This is a genomic window from Pseudomonas arcuscaelestis (assembly GCF_016881005.1).
In the GTDB taxonomy this organism is placed as follows: domain Bacteria; phylum Pseudomonadota; class Gammaproteobacteria; order Pseudomonadales; family Pseudomonadaceae; genus Aquipseudomonas; species Aquipseudomonas arcuscaelestis.
The window spans coordinates 1-16,432 of record NZ_JACOPV010000004.1 but is presented as its reverse complement, the minus strand read 5'-3'; the positions used below and the strand labels follow the sequence as shown (position 1 = coordinate 16,432).

Sequence of the window (16,432 nt, the reverse complement as noted above, 5' to 3'; positions counted from 1 at the left end):
TTATGTTTTTCGAACTGGGCATTGGTGCGCTGCTGGCATTCACCGCCGTGCTGTTGCTATCGGCATTTCGCATTCTGCGCGAATACGAACGAGGAGTGGTTTTCCAGCTCGGCCGTTTCTGGAGAGTCAAGGGGCCGGGGCTGGTACTGCTGATCCCGGGTATCCAGCAGATGGTCCGGGTCGATTTGCGTACCGTGGTGCTCGATGTACCGCCGCAGGATGTGATCACCCGCGACAACGTGTCGGTGAAGGTCAACGCCGTTATCTACTTTCGTGTGCTCGATCCGCAGAAGGCGATTATCCAGGTTGAGGACTTTCTAATGGCTACCAGCCAACTGGCTCAGACCACACTGCGTGCAGTGCTAGGCAAACATGAGCTGGATGAGCTGCTGGCCGAACGCGAACGCCTGAACCTGGATATCCGTGAGGTGCTGGATGCACAAACCGATGCCTGGGGCATCAAGGTCGCCAACGTCGAGATCAAGCATGTTGACCTCAATGAGTCGATGATCCGTGCCATTGCCCGTCAGGCGGAAGCCGAACGGGAGCGGCGGGCCAAGGTGATACATGCCGAAGGGGAACTGCAAGCCTCGGAGAAATTGATGCAGGCAGCAGAAATGCTCGGGCGCCAGCCGGGGGCCATGCAGCTGCGCTACATGCAGACGCTGGGAAGTATTGCCGGAGACAAGTCGTCGACCATCGTCTTTCCATTGCCGATCGATTTGCTTAAAGGAATGCTGGAGAAGTAGCGAGTTGGCACCGGACCGCGGGGCCAGCCCGCTTCTACCGCCCAGGTTCGGCTGACCAACCTCCACCCAAGGCCAGGAACAGGCGGATTTGGCCCATCGCTACCTGGGTATTGGCCATTGCCAGTTGAGCACGCATGTCGGTGTAGGTGCGTGTCGCTTGAAGATCTGCCAGGAAGGATTCACGCCCTGCCTTGTAGAAGCGGTGTGTCTGCTCAGCTGCCTGTTGCGCCGATTGTTCCGCTTCGAGCAAGGCATCACGCCGCTGCAGCAATGCACTGTATTGCGCCAGACTGGTCTGGGTTTCACGGATGGCGTTGAGCACCACGCCGTCAAAATGCGCGAGCGCTGCCTGGGTAGATGCTTCAGCCTCACGGATCCGCGCCCGCGAGCCATTGGTTGGCACAGTCCAGGTCAGCAGCGGGCCAAAGCCCCAGCGATTGGTTTGAGGCTCTCCGAGGTTGTCCAGAATACCAATGGTGCCAACTTGCGCACCGATGCTGATGTCCGGGTACAGCTGGCCGGTAGCCACGCCGATGGTTGCGGTGGATGCTGCTAAATGGCGTTCCGCCTGACGAATATCTGGACGACGCTTGAGCAATGCGGCGCCATCGCCCACAGGTAGAACCTGGGCGATATGTGGCAGCTCGGCACACTCGGCGGTGCCTGCCGGCAATTGCGCCACCGGCTTGGCCAGCAACATCGATAGGGTATACAGACCTGCTTCGCGTGCGGCCTGGTAGCGTGGCAACTCGGCACGCAGCGACTTGAACTGAGTTTGCGAACGCGTCACTTGGGTTTCGTCGCCTCTCCCAGCGTCACGCAGGCGTTGCGTCATAGTCACGCTCTGCTCCTGCAGATCCAGGGATTCGCGCGCGATGTGGTATTCCTCATTGGCCGCACAGACCTGGGTATAGGCACGCACGACGTCAGCCACGACGGTGATACGTGCAGTGTCGGCAGCCGCCTGGGTTGCATCGGCATTGGCCTGGGCCGCTTCCACCCCGCGCTTGAGGGTACCCCACAGGTCGAACTGGTATGAGGCACTGATGATTGCCTCACCGATGTTCGCCACCGGTACTTTCTCCGGTAGCAGGAACGCTTCGCCAGACTCCTGCAAGCGCTGGGCTCCCAGCTTTACACCACCGTTGAGCCCGCCCTGAGACTGGGCCTCTTCAACCTGGGCGCGGGCACGGCTGATGTTGGCGGTTGCAACACGCAACTCGGTATTGGCCGCCAATGCTTGACTGACCAAGCTGTTAAGCCGCTGGTCGTGATACAGGTGCCACCAGTTTTGCGGCACTGGCGCAGATACCACGCTGTCGACGTCCTGGCGCAAGTTACCTTGCAAGTCAGCACGCTGGATTGCAGCGTCTTTGGGCAACTGATAATCCGGTCCGACCATCTGGCAGGCCGAGAGCATCAGACCTATGCCCAGCAGGTAGAAACGCTTCATTGCCCGTTACCGTCGATGATCGACACCGTGGCGGTGCGCCCGGCAATCATTCGAAAATCCGCGGGCACTTCATCAAAGGCAATGCGCACCGGAATCCGCTGGGCCAGGCGCACCCAGCTGAAGGCCGGGTTGACGTTGGGAAGCAAGTTGGCGCCGCTGGTGCGGTCACGGTCTTCGATACCGGCAGCAAAGCTCTGCACATGGCCACGCAAGCGAGTGTTGTCACCCATCACCCGAATGTCCACCGCCTGGCCAATTTTGATGCCACCCAGTTTGGTTTCTTCAAAATAGCCATCGACATGGTAGGAAGCGCTGTCGACGACGGCCAGCACCGGCTTGCCGGCACTAACGAACTCGTGCGCACGCGGCGCGCGGTCATTCAGATAACCATCCACCGGACTGCGCACCACCGAGCGATCGAGGTTGAGTTGAGCGGCGTCCACCGCCACTTGCGCCTCGGCCATTGCCGCCTGCGCACGCGCTTCCCGGGACTGGCTTTCCTCGAGCTGCTCCTGCGCCACCAAGTTGCCCAAACCACGGTTGCGCCGTGCCTCGCGCTGGGCCTGGGCCAAGGTTTCCTTACGTTCAGACAGGATGGCCTGGGCATGACGCAGCGCCAGCTTGAAGCGGTCCTGGTCGATGGTGAAAAGCACGTCGCCGCGCTTGATCATCTGGTTGTCGCGCACCTCGACCTGTTGGATTAGCCCGGAAACGTCTGGAGCAATCTGGATGACATCGGCACGGATATGCCCATCGCGTGTCCACGGGGCGAACATGTAGTACATGACCATCTGCCAGACCAGTACGGTCGCCAGTGTCACAACCAGCAGGGTCAGGACCACACGGCCCAAGGTCAATAAAGGTTTTTTCATGGCAGCATCAGGTTTCGGCAAAAGTGATCGACCGTGCCGAGCAGCACGGCGTATAGCGCAACGTTGAACAACGCCCGGTGCCAGACCAGGCGGTAGAAATGCAAACGGGTGAGCAGCGCGTGCACCCCAAGAAATAACAGGTAGGTGAGGACCATCATCACCAGCAACGTGGGCAGAAATACCCCGCTGATATCCAGTTCACCGATCATAGGGGCGCTCCATCGATGCCATAAGGCAGTTGCGGCTTATCATCAGACGGTTCCAGCACCACTTCCACACCGGGCAGCAGGGCCAGGCGCAAGCCGCTCAAGCCGTGCAACAGGTGTATCCGGGCATCGCCACTGTCGGCCAGGTCATTGAGATTAAGCGCCCGGCGAGCGCGCTCCATGCTCTGCAGCAGCACTTCGGGCGCATGCAGGCGGCGGCGAGCATCGAGACAAGCCTGAAAGTGCTCGCCCACCTCCTCCACGACCTGCTGGAGCAATTGGCGCGGCCCAACGTCAACCCGAGGCATGTAGGCGAGCAAGTCGAGCAGGTTCAAACCCACGCGCAGATCACGCAACGCCGACCCCGTGTCCTGGCCGGTCTGGATTAAACGTGGCAGGTGTTGCATCAAGCGGTCGAGCATCTGTACGCCCAAGTAACGATGTTCGGCCAGCGTCGCCGGTCGGGTCATGCCCACGATGTCCCTCCAACTAAAGCGCGTCAGCCGCTTGGCCGCCAGTTCCACCCCGAACGGGCGCATCACCAGCGTCCAGATAAACGCGAACAACAACCCCACAGGCCCGGCCAGGTTGGAGTTGATGAAGGTCAGGAAGTTGGCATCGTAAGCACCCTGGATACTGATGAACGAGGCCGTGTTCACAATAGTCAGCAAAGTGCCAAGGTAGAACTGCGGTTGCACCGTCAGGGTTCCGACGCAGATGAAGGGAATGGCAAAGGCCAGCACCAACATCGGAAAGTCATGCAGGTTGGGCAACACCAGAAACAGATAAAGGCTGGCGAACACAACAGACAGGGCGGTCCAGAAAAAGAACCGGTAAATCTGCGGTGCAGGATCGTCCATCGCCGCAAAAAAGCTACAGGCGACGGCAGCTAGAATCACCGCACTGCCGCCATCGTTCCAGCCTGAAAATATCCACAACGTGGTCGCCGCGATAATTGCCGTTACCGTGGAAAACACCGAATAGAGCATCAGGCCACGATCGAAGAACGGCGTCAGGCGACCCAGGCGCCAATGGCGGTACACCGCCCGCCACGGCGACAAGTCTTCGTTGCGAATGGCGTGCTGCAGGCTGCAGCAGTCCTGCCACAGGTCAACCCATTCGGCCAGGCGGTAGAGCGCATTGGACAGCAACAACGCCGGACGCTCATCGAGGTCCGCCGCACTGGGCTGCAAGTGTTCAAGTTGAACCCTGAGAGCCGACCAGCGACTGGGGGCCGCGTCGCTGGAAGTACGTTGCAGCCATTCACGAGCCTGCTCCAGGAGCGGCTGCAACCGCTCGGCCTGGGCCGGTGCGCGTGCCTCCAGGGCCAGCAAGGCATCGTCCAGGGCATCGACCACGGGCAGCAGGTGGATCATGCGACCGCGAAGCTCACGAGCGTTCTTCACCGTCTGCGGGCGTGCGCCCTCATGTGACAGTTGCCCAATCATCAGCTCCAGCGTGTTGAATGTGGTTACCATCGACGCGCGCAAGGGGCCGACAGTGTCGGGAGACGCGGTGCGGGCAAGAAAGGTATCGCTGTAGCGGATTGCTTCGTTGAACCAGTTGCCTGTGGCGCCAACAACCACCGGGGTTAAACGTCGCGGCCAGAAGATAGCGCCAACCACTGCAGCGCAGACAATGCCCAGGCAAATTTCCTGGGCCCGGGACGAAGCGATATCGAACACCCGCAACGGATCATCGACTACCGGCAGGGCAATCATCGGCAAGGTGTAGCCCGCCAGCATCAAGGCATAGCTGTTGGCGGTACGCAGGTGCAACGAGAGAAACAGCAAGGTGCCAGTCCACAAGGCAATGGCCACGGTAAGCAGCAGCGGTGTCTGTACCAGCAGCGGCACCATGAACACTGCACCTGCAGCACCCAGCAAGGTGCCCATGGCGCGGTACAACGCCTTGGAGCTGGTGGGGCCGACAAAGGGGCTGGAAACGATATACACCGTGGCCATGGCCCAATAAGGCCGGGGCAACTGCAACAGCAAAGCGATGTACAACGCAATCATCGAGGCGGCGAAGGTACGCACACCATAGAACCAGTCGCGAGCAGGCGGCAGGGAACTGAAAAAGTCCTTCACACCAGCACGCCCGGCGTGCGTTGCGCTGCCTGTTCGAAGGCACGGATGACGCGCAGGGCCGCCATCAGATCAGCCTCGTCGATGCCCTGCAGCACATCGCGGCGCAGTCGCACCAATTCATCTTCGATGGTTTCAGCCAGTGCACGGCCACTTTCGGTCAGACTCAGCGCTTTGGCGCGACGGTCGACAGGATCTTCAGTCCGGCAGACAAGCCCGGCACTGCACAGTTGATTGAGCAAGCGTACCAACGAGGGGCTTTCAAGGCCGGCCGCATGGGCCACCGCCACCTGATGCACGCCATCACCCAGGCGCACGATCATCAGCAACGGCATGGCGCAGGCTTCGGAAATACCGTAGCCAGCCAGGGTCGCCTGGCAGATCCGCCGCCAGTGCCGACCGGCCACCACCATACCGCTGCTGATAGTGCGTTGCAGTGCATCGAGAGTCATGAAGGGAAGGCCTTCGCATATTCATAGTTTGCTAACTATCTATATTCTTCGATCCACGCCCTTAACGTCAAGTACGGCTGACCGGCGTCACGCTCCAGGCTGGAGTTGGTCATCCAGCTTCATGGTCAAGGCAAGCGAGCTGCCCATATGGATAGCTTGGTCACGCCAAAACAAGTAGCGCAAGGCATCATTGGAAACACTGAAGTGCACCGCCAGCTCTTCAGCCGCCTGCATGACCCCAGCCACTGCCGCCAACTCCAACCAGTACACACCAGCCTTGTGGTCGGCTGCTACGCTCTGGCCGTGCAACAGCCGATAGCCCACTTCAAAGCGGCAACGCGCTTCGCCGCTCTGAGCGCCGCGCGAAAACCAGCTGTAAGCCATTTGTAGATCAACACGCCAGGTCTGCAAGTCGCCGTCGCAGATTTCCTCTTCGTAGAGATCACCCAAGGCCGCAGCCGCCTGTTCCAGGCCGCGCTCGAACGCATGCTGGTAGTACTCGGCCGCGCTGGCATAGGCGACTTCGACCCCCTTGCCGAAGTAATACTGCTGGCCGAGGTTGAACCAGGCCACCGCGCTGCCCTGCAATGCCGCCATACGCAACAGGTGCCCGGCCAGTGGGGTGTCGGCGCGCCAATACTTACCATTCAGCCAGATCCAGCCCAGGTCGTTGAGCGCCGCGACACTGCCGTCCAACGCCTGGCTGCGCAGATCGCTGTACAGCGCCTGCAGGTCCGAAGCTTCTTCGAGGCGACTGATCAGGATGAAGCTTTCGCCCAACGCTGCCCGCTGACTGGGCATGCCCACGCCAGCGTACATCCGCTCCAACTGGCCGGCTCGACCCGACACAGGGGTGATTCGCTCAGGCAGCAGACGCTCGAGCAGTGGGTAAATATTGCTGGCAGCCGACATGTTCATCCTCGTTGAACAACCCTCCCAAACGCTGGCGGGTGTAATGAGGCGTGATTCTGCGCAGCGCCACGACAAAACCTGTCGCGAACGATTCGGTTGAGGCAAATCAACTGCTTCATCCTTGATCTGATAGTTAAATGGCCAATTGCCATATCTCGCCACTGAGACCATGCTACAACCGCAAGCCTAGACAAGGACGTTACCTTTTGCCCTCCGCAACCACCCGTGCCACTCTCAGCCGTCAATGGGAGTTACTGCGCCAACTGCCCAGCCGGTCACCAGGCATAACCAGTGCAGAGCTTGTAGCTCGCCTGCAAGATGCCGGTTTTCCTATCAGCAAACGCAGTATCGAACGCGACCTCAACGAGTTGTCGCTGATCTTTCCGCTAGAGCGTAATGACAAGAGCATTCCCTACGGCTGGCACTGGGCAGCCAACGCCTGCATCGAACTGCGCGGCATCAGCATCAGCGAGGCTTTGAGCCTGGCGCTGGTCGAAGAAGCAGTACGACCTTTGCTGCCAAGCAGCATGCTCAGGGTGCTTGATCCACGCTTCAGCCATGCGCGGCAGAAGCTTGAACATCTTTCCGGTGCCAACAAGGCGGCACGCTGGCTGGACAAGGTCGCCAGTGTGCGGGCAGACATGACTATGCAGGCCCCGGAAGTGCCGGACAGTATTCTGGAGACTCTGCAACAAGCGTTGCTCGAGGAATACCAGCTGCACTGCCAGTACTACTCGGCGCACACCGATAAGGTCAGCGAGTTGACCCTCAATCCGCTGGCATTGATCCAGCGTGGCCAGATCAGCTACCTGATCGCCACCGCTGCGCCCTACAGCGATATTCGCCAATTCGCAGTGCATCGCTTTCGCCACCTGCGCGTGCTCGGCAGCGCAACCGAAGGCTTGCGCGACTTCGACCTGCAGGCCTACTTGCGCAGCGACGCCCTGCAGTTCGGGGATACCGACAAGATCGAGTTGCAAGCCTGGATCAGCGACAACCTGGCACGCCTGGTACGTGAGACCCCGCTGTCAGCGGATATGCAGCTCATCAAGCTGGAACAGGGTCATTGTCTGCGAGCCACCGTGAGCAACAGCTGGCAACTGCGCTGGTGGCTACTGAGCCAAGGCGACGGTTTGATCGTCGAGCAGCCCCTGACCCTACGCCAGCAAATGGCTGAAACCCTGAGTAACGCGGCCGCCCAGTACCAGGCGGCGCAGCAGGCCTGATTCAACAAGCGCTCAGACTACTGCCGCGTTGCCCAGGATCGCGGGGCAGGCTTAGCGCTCGCGCAAGGCCTCGGCGCGGGCGCGGATGATCGGCTTGAGCAGGTAACTCAGCACGCTTTTCTTGCCCGTGATGATATCCACCGACGCAACCATGCCCGGGATGATCAGCAACGGCTTCTCGTCAGAACCCAGGTGACTGCGCTCCGTACGCAGTTTGATCACGTAGAAGGTGTTGTTGTCTTCGTCGGTGATGGTATCGGCGCCGATCTGTTCCAGCTTGGCTTTCAGGCCACCGTAGATGGTGAAGTCGTAGGCCGTGAACTTGACCATGGCTTCCTGGCCTGGATGCAGGAACGCAATGTCTTGCGGACGAACGCGTGCTTCGACCAGAAGGGTGTCGTCAAGCGGTACGATTTCGACCAGGTCACTGCCCGGCTGGATAACGCCACCGACGGTGTTGACCAACATCTGCTTGACGATACCGCGCACCGGCGAAGTGACCAGGGTCCGATTGACGCGATCGTCCAGCGCCTTGCCCGTGGCCTTGGCCTTGTTCAGGTCGGTGCGCGCCTCGTTGAGCTGGGTAAGGGCATCGCTGCGAAACTTGCCGCGGGTCTCGTCAATCTTGCGCTCAACTTCCTTGATCGCCGACTCGGCTCGCGGAATGGCCAGGGAGGTAGCATCGAGCTGGCCGCGGTTTTCAACTTCAGCGCGTTTCAAGCGCAAAACTTCAACCTGAGAGATTGCGCCCTGGGCCACCAACGGCTCGGACATGCTGATTTCCTGGCGCAGCAGCTGCAGGCTGTTGCGATATTGCGACTGCTTGGAGCTGAACTCACGCAGCTCCTGCTGACGCTGGACCAGTTGCTCGTGCATTCCGCCAAGTTCGTCCTCTAGCTGCTGACGCCGGCTCTGGTACAAGGCTTCTTCGTTGGCTGCCTGGCTGGGGACAGCTTTGCGAATTTCTTCGTCAATCTTCAGCGGACGGTCTTCGACTTCCGCGCTCAGACGCTCGACACGCAGCGCCATCGCCAGGCGGTCAGCCTCGGTCTCGCCGACGTTGGAAACAAAACGAGTGTCATCCAGGCGCAGCAATGGCGCGCCTTCTTCAACAATCTGGCCTTCTTTGGCGTAGATCTGCGCAACGATGCCGCCTTCCAGGTTCTGGATTTTCTGCAGCTTGGACGAGGGAATTGCCTTGCCTTCACCGCGAGTGACTTCGTCGATGATTGCAAAATGAGCCCACAACCCCAGAAACAGGAAGAAGGCGATCACCCCCCAGATGGTCAGGCGCACGATGCGCGGCGCATCTTCGATCAGCGCCTTGTTGACCTCGGGAAGCGGCTGGCCGCCGAGGGATTCCGAGCCTTTGAAATACTTGCGCAGGCTTTCCTTGAACTGCCCCATATCCATCTTAAGCAACACTGATCTGCCCCTTCTTCAGCGCATCCATAACGGCGGCTTTCGGGCCATCCGCAACAATCTGTCCCCGATCAATCACAATCAAGCGATCGACCAGTGACAACAACGATGCCCGGTGGGTGACCAGGACCACGGTCTTGCTTTCGATAACGGCTTGCAGGCGCTGCTTGAGGCGCTCCTCACCGGTGTTATCCATCGCGCTGGTAGGCTCGTCGAGCAGCAGAATCTGAGGATTGAGCAGCAATGCACGGCTAAGTGCGACGTTCTGACGTTGCCCACCAGAGAGGTTCTGGCCGCGCTCCCCTACTTGCAATTCATAGCCCTGGGGATGCAAGCGCGCAAACTCATGAACACCCGACAGCTCGGCCGCCTGCAGGACCATTTCGTCCTCGACATACCGCGCGCCAATGACCAGGTTGTCGCGCAACGTACCGGCCATCAGCTGAATGTCCTGAGGTACGTAGCCGATGTTGTGGCGCAGCTCGCTGACGTCGATCTGGCGGATATCCACGCCATCGATCAGCAGCGATCCTTTATCAGCTTCGTAGAGACCGACAATCAACTTGGCCAGCGAGCTTTTACCCGAGCCGCTACGGCCGATGATGCCGATTTTTTCACCCGGGCGAATCGTCAGGTTGACGCCCTTGAGGGCTTGGTTTTGCTGATTCGGGTAGGTGAAGTCAACACCGCGGAATTCGATTGCGCCCTGCAGCACCTGGCGGCTCAGCGGACGCTCCTCAAAGTTGCGTTCCTGGGGTAGCTCCATCATCTGGTCAGTTGAAACCATGGTGACCTTGGCCTGCTGATAGCGCGTAAGCAAGCCAGACAGTTGGCTCATCGGACCCAGCGCACGGCCACTGAGCATGTAGCAAGCAATCAGGCCACCCATGCTGAGGTTGCCGGCGATAATCTGGTACACACCGGCACAAATCAGCGCCACACCCGCCAACTGCTGGATAAGCAATGTGATGTTCATCGCCAGGCCAGAAAGCACCTTGACCCGCATCTCCAGGCGACTGAGGGTGCCGATGGTCTGCTCCCACATGTACTGACGTTCGCTCTCGGCATTGTTGACTTTAACCGCGTCAAGGCTTGCCAGCGTTTCGATCAGGCTGGACTGACGCTCCGAAGCCAGGGCCATGGTCTGTTCCAGCGTCGCCACCAACGGCTTCTGCAGGGCATAGCCGATACCCAGGGCCAGCGGGAAGGCAATAATCGGAATCCACACCAGATGCCCGCCGATGATGGCAATGACCATCAAGATCAACAGCGTGAACGGCAGGTCAATAAGGCTGGCAAGGGTCAGCGAAGCGAGGAAATCGCGCAGGCCCTGAAATTCATGAATGTTCTGAGCAAAGCTGCCGACCCGCGCCGGACGAAACTTCATCGCCATGCCGACGATGCGCTCGAAAAGAGTCGCAGAAATGATCAGATCGGTCTTCTTCCCCGCAAGGTCAAGGCACAGGCTACGCAGGCTCTTGAGTATCAGGTCGAAGATGTAGGCACCGCCAATGCCGATAGCCAGCACCCACAACGTCGAGGTCGCCTGGTTGGGCACCACGCGGTCGTACACGTTCATGACGAAAAGCGGTGCGGCCAAAGCAATCAGGTTGATCACCAGGCTTGCAGCGATGGCATCGATGTACAGCCAGCGGCTGCGCTTGAGCGTGTCACGGAACCAGGATCGCGCGCGCGGTATCAGGTTGCCGTGATTAACGTCGAACTTGTGCTGCGGTTGAGCGAAGAACACCCGACCGCTGTAGTCAGCCTGCAACGCATCACGGCTGACATGCACCTCGCCGCCGTCACTCTCACTGAGCATCAGCCGCGCGGTGTCATCATTCTCCCACCCGAGCAACACCGTGCTGCGACCATCCTTGAGCAGCAGCATGGCCGGCATGGCAATGCTCGGGATCTGCTCAAGCTTGCGTTGCAGCAAGCGCCCCTGTAGGCCGGCACGGGCTGCTGCACGAGGCAGCAGTTCCGGGTTCAGGCGCTGGGCGGGCAAGGGTAGACCGGTGGTCAACATCGCCCGGCTGGCAGGCTTTTGATGCAGAACGCAAAGCGAGAGCAAGCTGTCCAGCAACGGATCATCGTGCTGGCTGCGTGGATCATGACTGAGTTGAACTCGACTAACTTCTGATTCCACGCGGCTTCTCTTGGTAAATGCGGTTGGGGGTAACTGAGCCTCAGTTCATACCTGGCAGGCTCACTTGGGGCTTCAAATCGTTCTGCACAACAGTTGCCATTGGCGCTACAACACCCTGGCTCTTGAGCAGTTGGCCAATGGTCGCCTTGATTCGATACTGAGTAAACACTTGAATGTACTTCACCTCAGTCAGACGACGCTGGGCGGTGAAGAGTTCGTTTTCACTATCGAGCAAGTCGAGCAGAGTTCGCTCGCCAAGGCTGAATTGCTTCTGATACGCACTGCGCACGTTGTTGCTGTAATCGACATATTGCTGGGCAATCGGCAATTGCGCGTTGGCGTTATCCATAGCATTCCATGACAGGCCCAGTTCTTCATTGAGCTGGCGCAAAGCATTGTTGCGGATGTCCAGAGCCTGATTGGTCAGGTAGGACTTCGATTCCAGGTCGGCCTTGTTGCTGCCACCGGAATACAGGTTGAAGCTCATACGCAGCATAGCCTGCCATTCGTTATTGTGGCCGTTCGCACCATCAATATCGTTATCTGCCGTCCGTCCGAGTTCTGCATCGAAACGTGGATAGAACGTAGACTTGGCGGCTTCATATTGCTTTTCTGCCGCTGCGATGTCGGACTCAGCCGAACGCAGGATCGGGCTGCTTTCGACCATCTGATGGCGAGCTTCATCAAGGTTGGCTGGCAGCATGTCGATAAACGGTGCAGATGCGCTCAACTCATCGGGCATTTCACCCACCACGCTCAGGTAGTTGGTTTTTGCATCCGCCAGGTTGGTTTGCTCGGTGATCAGGTTGTTCTTGGCTTGGGCCAGACGCGCTTCGGCCTGGTCGAGGTCAGCCAGACGCCCAACGCCGCGGGTGGTACGCAGTTTGATCTGATCATAAATACGCTCGTGACTGCGCAGGTTGTCTTCGGCCAGACGCACCATTTCGCGTCGAGTCAGGACATCGAGATAAACCTGAGCTACGGTCAATGCCGTGCGCTCGGACGAACCAAGCAAGGAATAGGCACGAGAGTTAACGGTGGCTTGTTGACGCCCTACTTCGCTGGAAGTAGCGAAACCGTCAAAAACCATTTGGCGCAGACGCACGCTTGATTCACCCCGGTTGAGAGTCTCCCAACGGTTGCCGGTACTTGGGCTATCGGTCCCTTCGCGGCCGTACCCTGCCAGCACATCGACCTTGGGCAGATAGCCGCCCTTGGCAGCACGCAATTGGTAGTCAGCAGCGATACGGCTATTGACCCCAGCCTGGATCTCCGGATGCACTTCCAAGGCTTTCTGCATGGCCTCTGGCAGCGTCTGTGCCTGAACAAAGCTGGCAGCGAAAGCGAATGGAACAGCGGTGAACAATAACGCGCGCATTAGAATTTTTTCCTAGGGACCTCTTGTCCCAGATCACAGCAAAAGAACGTTGCTGCATTCGAAAATGGCAACCAAGTAGACGTTCTGTCGGAAACTTCCGGATGGGTACTCGAGCGTACGTAGGAAGGGTGGAAGCCGCTTAAATATCAATGTGACATTACGGTGGTGATTGTTTAGGATGGCAGCAGGAAGGTCAATAGTTTGGCATAAAGTTAATAGCCAAAAATTATAGACAAGTTTTTGACGCCATAAGCGTCAAAATAACATTTGAAGCATTCCAAAGAAGACGGCGTCACGCGCGCGCCGGCATGGAAGCCAACTGATTTGGTAAACCGGAGAGTCCAATGAGCAGTGTTGTTGCCATCGTCAAAAGCATTGTTGGTCAAGTTATCGCTGTATCTCCCGAAGGGGCTCGGCGCGTACTCATCGAAGGTGACCGCCTTTTCATTGGTGATCAGGTACTGACTGGCCTTGCAGGCGCAGTTACTTTGGAATTGGCCGATGGCCGCACCCTGGATTTGGGCCGGGACACGCAATGGAGCGCCGATGCGCCGGACAGCAGCACCGACCTCGCAGCGGCCACAGCTCAGGCTGCGCCCTCGGTTGAAGAGCTACAACAGGCGATCGCCGCCGGTGCTGACCCGACTACCGAACTTGAAGCCACCGCTGCCGGCCCCTCGGCAGCAGGCAGTGGTGCTGCCGGTGGCGGTCACAGCTTCGTCATGCTTGATGCCACCGCAGGATCGGTCGACCCGACCATTGGCTTCCCGACCGGGCCAATTGGTTTTGCCACCGGTGACGAGCGTGAAGAACTGGGCCGCCTGGACAACAGCAACAACCCGTTGGCTCCTACCCCGGACGTCGCGACCGGGCTGACTTTGACTGCCACGCCGTCGATCACCGAAGCGGGCGGGGAGATCATCTACACCGCCACCGTCGGTCAGCCGCCTCTGACTGACCTGACAGTGACCTTGTCCAATGGCCACACCATCGTCATCAGCGCCGGCCAGACTTCTGGTAGCGTCAGCGTGGTCATCCCGCCAAACGATACCGTGTACATCGATGGTAGCGAGATTTCAGCGACTATCACCGGCACCACAGGTGGTGGCGGACTGGTTGTCACTCCCGACAAGACGCCAGCGACTACCCAGATCACTGACACTATCGACACGACTACGGTTAACCTGACGGCGAATCCGAGCGTCACCGAAGGGGGCGTGATCACCTATACCGCCACCCTTACCAACCCGGCGCAGACACCGGTAACTGTCACCCTGTCCAACGGCACCACCATCACTATCGGTGCAGGCCAAACGACCGGTTCGGTTGATGTACAGACGCCTCCGAACGACGTTTACAACAATGGCAGCAGTGTCAGCGCGACCATTACTGGCGCCACGGGCGGCAACTTCGAGAATCTGGTACCTAATCCGAATCCAGCCGTCACCAATATCATCGACTCGATCGACAACACCGGCCTGAACCTGACGGCCACCGGTACGGTTGCCGAAGGTGGCCAGATCGTTTACACCGCGACGCTGACTAACCCGGCCGGCACCGCGATGACCGTAACCTTGAGCAACGGTGCGGTGATCAATATTGCCGCTGGTCAGACTCAAGGGACTGTCAGCGTAGCTGCACCTAAAGATGACGTGTACATCGATGCCGGCAATGTCGGCGTGACCATCAGCAAGACCGAAGGCGGCAACTTCGAAAACCTGGTGGCAAGCAAAGAGCCAGCGGTGACCAAAGTTACCGACACCATCGATACCTCGACGGTAACCCTTACCGCCACCCCAAGCGTCGCTGAAGGTGGCGTGGTTACCTACACCGCTTCGGTGACGGCACCTGTTACCGGATCGGCGCTGGTCATTACCCTGGCCAATGGGCAGCAAATTACTATCCCTGTCGGCCAGAGCACTGGCTCCGTCGAGTTCGTCGCACCGAACAACGTCCACACCACCAACGAAGCCCTGACCAACAGCATTACCGGTACCACTGGCGGTAACTACGAGAAGCTGGACACTGCCGGCAAGCCAGTGACCACCGTTACCGATGGCCCTGGCTCGCAAGACACGACCGGTTTGAAACTGACCGCCACTGACTCTGTCGACGAAGGCGGCCAGATCACCTATACCGCCACACTGACCCACCCGGCTGGCACGGCGATGACCGTGACCCTGAGCAACGGCGCCGTGATCAACATCGCGGCTGGTGGCACTTCCGGAACCGTTACCGTCGACGCGCCGAAGGACGACGTTTACCTCGATGCCGGTAAAGTTGAAGTCACGATCGACGGCACTTCCGGTGGCGATTTCGAGAAGCTGGCTGTGGATAACACTCCAGCGATTACCGACGTTGCAGACACCATCGACACCTCGACCGTGAAACTCACCGCCGACGTCGGCACCGTCGGTGAAGGTGGCGTGATCACCTACACCGCGACTGTCAGCGCGCCAGTCACCGGCTCACCGCTGGTGGTCAAGCTCGATAACGGCCAGACCATCACCATCCCAGTGGGTCAAACCACCGGCACCGTGCAAGACACCGCGCCGAACAACGTCCACGAAACCAACGAAGCGCTGACCAACAGCATCGAATCGGTCACTGGTGGCAACTACGAGAAACTCGAAGCCTCCGGTGAAACCAGCGTCACCGTCACCGACGGTCCTGGCACTGAAGACACTACCGGCCTGTCCCTGACCGCGACGGATAAAGTCGACGAAGGTGGCCAGATCACCTACACCGCGACGCTGACCAATCCAGCCGGCACCGCGATGACCGTGACCCTGAGCAACGGCGCCGTGATCAACATCGCTGCCGGTGCTACCACGGGTACCGTCACCGTCGATGCTCCGGACGATGACGTCTACATCGATCGCGACAACGTCGAAGTCACCATCGATGGCACTTCCGGTGGCGATTTCGAGAAGCTGGCTGTGGATAACACTCCAGCGGTCACTGACGTCACTGACACCATCGACACTTCGACCGTGAAACTGACGGCAGATGTCGGCACTATCGGTGAAGGCGGCATCATCACCTACACCGCAACTGTTAGCGCGCCAGTGACTGGCTCGCCGCTGGTGGTCAAGCTCGATAACGGCCAGACCATCACCATCCCGGTTGGCCAGACCACCGGTACCGTGCAAGACACCGCGCCGAACAACGTCCACGAAACAAACGAAACCCTGACCAACAGCATCGAATCGGTCACTGGCGGCAACTACGAGAAGCTCGAAGCCTCCGGCGAGACCAGCGTCACCGTCACCGACGGTCCAGGCACTGAAGACACTACTGGTCTGTCCCTGACCGCGACGGATAAAGTCGACGAAGGTGGCCAGATCACCTACACCGCCACGCTGACCAATCCAGCCGGCACGGCGATGACCGTGACCCTGAGCAACGGCGCCGTGATCAACATCGCTGCCGGTGCTACCACGGGTACCGTCACCGTCGATGCTCCGGACGATGACGTCTACATCGACCGCGATAATGTCGAAGTCACCATCGACGGCACCGACGG

Annotated in this window: 12 protein-coding genes; 3 read left to right on the top strand and 9 right to left on the bottom strand. The window is 59.2% G+C overall.

The window, feature by feature from the left end; all coding sequences use genetic code 11:
• The first annotated feature begins 2 nt into the window (after nucleotides 1-2).
• Entirely contained in the window at nucleotides 3-749 is a 747-nt protein-coding gene (locus tag H8F21_RS06495; RefSeq protein ID WP_203481090.1) for a slipin family protein, read from the top strand.
• Nucleotides 750-783: 34 nt separating this feature from the next.
• Here H8F21_RS06495 and H8F21_RS06490 read toward each other — a convergent pair whose 3' ends face one another.
• The 6 genes from H8F21_RS06490 to H8F21_RS06465 form a co-directional block, all read right to left on the bottom strand.
• A complete protein-coding gene (locus H8F21_RS06490) occupies nucleotides 784-2,202 on the bottom strand; it encodes an efflux transporter outer membrane subunit (protein WP_203481092.1) in 1,419 nt (472 codons plus the stop codon).
• Entirely contained in the window at nucleotides 2,199-3,074 is an 876-nt protein-coding gene (locus H8F21_RS06485) for an efflux RND transporter periplasmic adaptor subunit (protein ID WP_203481094.1), read from the bottom strand. The genes H8F21_RS06490 and H8F21_RS06485 overlap by 4 nt, the downstream gene beginning before the upstream one ends.
• On the bottom strand, nucleotides 3,071-3,283 hold the full coding sequence (locus tag H8F21_RS06480; RefSeq protein ID WP_136473941.1) for a DUF1656 domain-containing protein: 213 nt from the start codon (nucleotides 3,281-3,283) through the stop codon (nucleotides 3,071-3,073). The genes H8F21_RS06485 and H8F21_RS06480 overlap by 4 nt, the downstream gene beginning before the upstream one ends.
• On the bottom strand, nucleotides 3,280-5,370 hold the full coding sequence (locus H8F21_RS06475) for an FUSC family protein (protein WP_203481096.1): 2,091 nt from the start codon (nucleotides 5,368-5,370) through the stop codon (nucleotides 3,280-3,282). The genes H8F21_RS06480 and H8F21_RS06475 overlap by 4 nt, the downstream gene beginning before the upstream one ends.
• Entirely contained in the window at nucleotides 5,367-5,819 is a 453-nt protein-coding gene (locus H8F21_RS06470) for a MarR family winged helix-turn-helix transcriptional regulator (protein WP_203481098.1), read from the bottom strand. The genes H8F21_RS06475 and H8F21_RS06470 overlap by 4 nt, the downstream gene beginning before the upstream one ends.
• Nucleotides 5,820-5,906: 87 nt before the next feature.
• The gene (locus tag H8F21_RS06465) at nucleotides 5,907-6,731 is read right to left on the bottom strand and encodes a tetratricopeptide repeat protein (protein ID WP_203481099.1); all 825 of its coding nucleotides are present in this window, start codon (nucleotides 6,729-6,731) and stop codon (nucleotides 5,907-5,909) included.
• Nucleotides 6,732-6,937: 206 nt separating this feature from the next.
• Between H8F21_RS06465 and H8F21_RS06460 the strand changes: the two genes are divergently transcribed.
• On the top strand, nucleotides 6,938-7,957 hold the full coding sequence (locus tag H8F21_RS06460) for a helix-turn-helix transcriptional regulator (RefSeq protein WP_203481100.1): 1,020 nt from the start codon (nucleotides 6,938-6,940) through the stop codon (nucleotides 7,955-7,957).
• Nucleotides 7,958-8,008: 51 nt separating this feature from the next.
• On the opposite strand, the gene H8F21_RS06455 is transcribed toward H8F21_RS06460, so the two are convergent.
• From H8F21_RS06455 to H8F21_RS06445, 3 genes are read right to left on the bottom strand one after another with little or no spacing between them, the layout of a single operon-like run.
• Nucleotides 8,009-9,370, bottom strand: a complete 1,362-nt coding sequence (locus H8F21_RS06455; RefSeq protein ID WP_211202107.1) for an HlyD family type I secretion periplasmic adaptor subunit — start codon at nucleotides 9,368-9,370, stop codon at nucleotides 8,009-8,011.
• A gap of 1 nt (nucleotide 9,371) precedes the next feature.
• A complete protein-coding gene (locus H8F21_RS06450; RefSeq protein WP_203481102.1) occupies nucleotides 9,372-11,528 on the bottom strand; it encodes a type I secretion system permease/ATPase in 2,157 nt (718 codons plus the stop codon).
• Between the two features lie 40 nt (nucleotides 11,529-11,568).
• Nucleotides 11,569-12,906 (bottom strand): TolC family outer membrane protein, encoded by a 1,338-nt coding sequence (locus tag H8F21_RS06445; protein ID WP_203584160.1) that lies wholly within the window; start codon nucleotides 12,904-12,906, stop codon nucleotides 11,569-11,571.
• 344 nt (nucleotides 12,907-13,250) lie between these two features.
• Between H8F21_RS06445 and H8F21_RS06440 the strand changes: the two genes are divergently transcribed.
• A partial coding sequence (locus tag H8F21_RS06440; protein WP_203584159.1) for a retention module-containing protein occupies nucleotides 13,251-16,432 on the top strand: 3,182 nt, incomplete at its 3' end.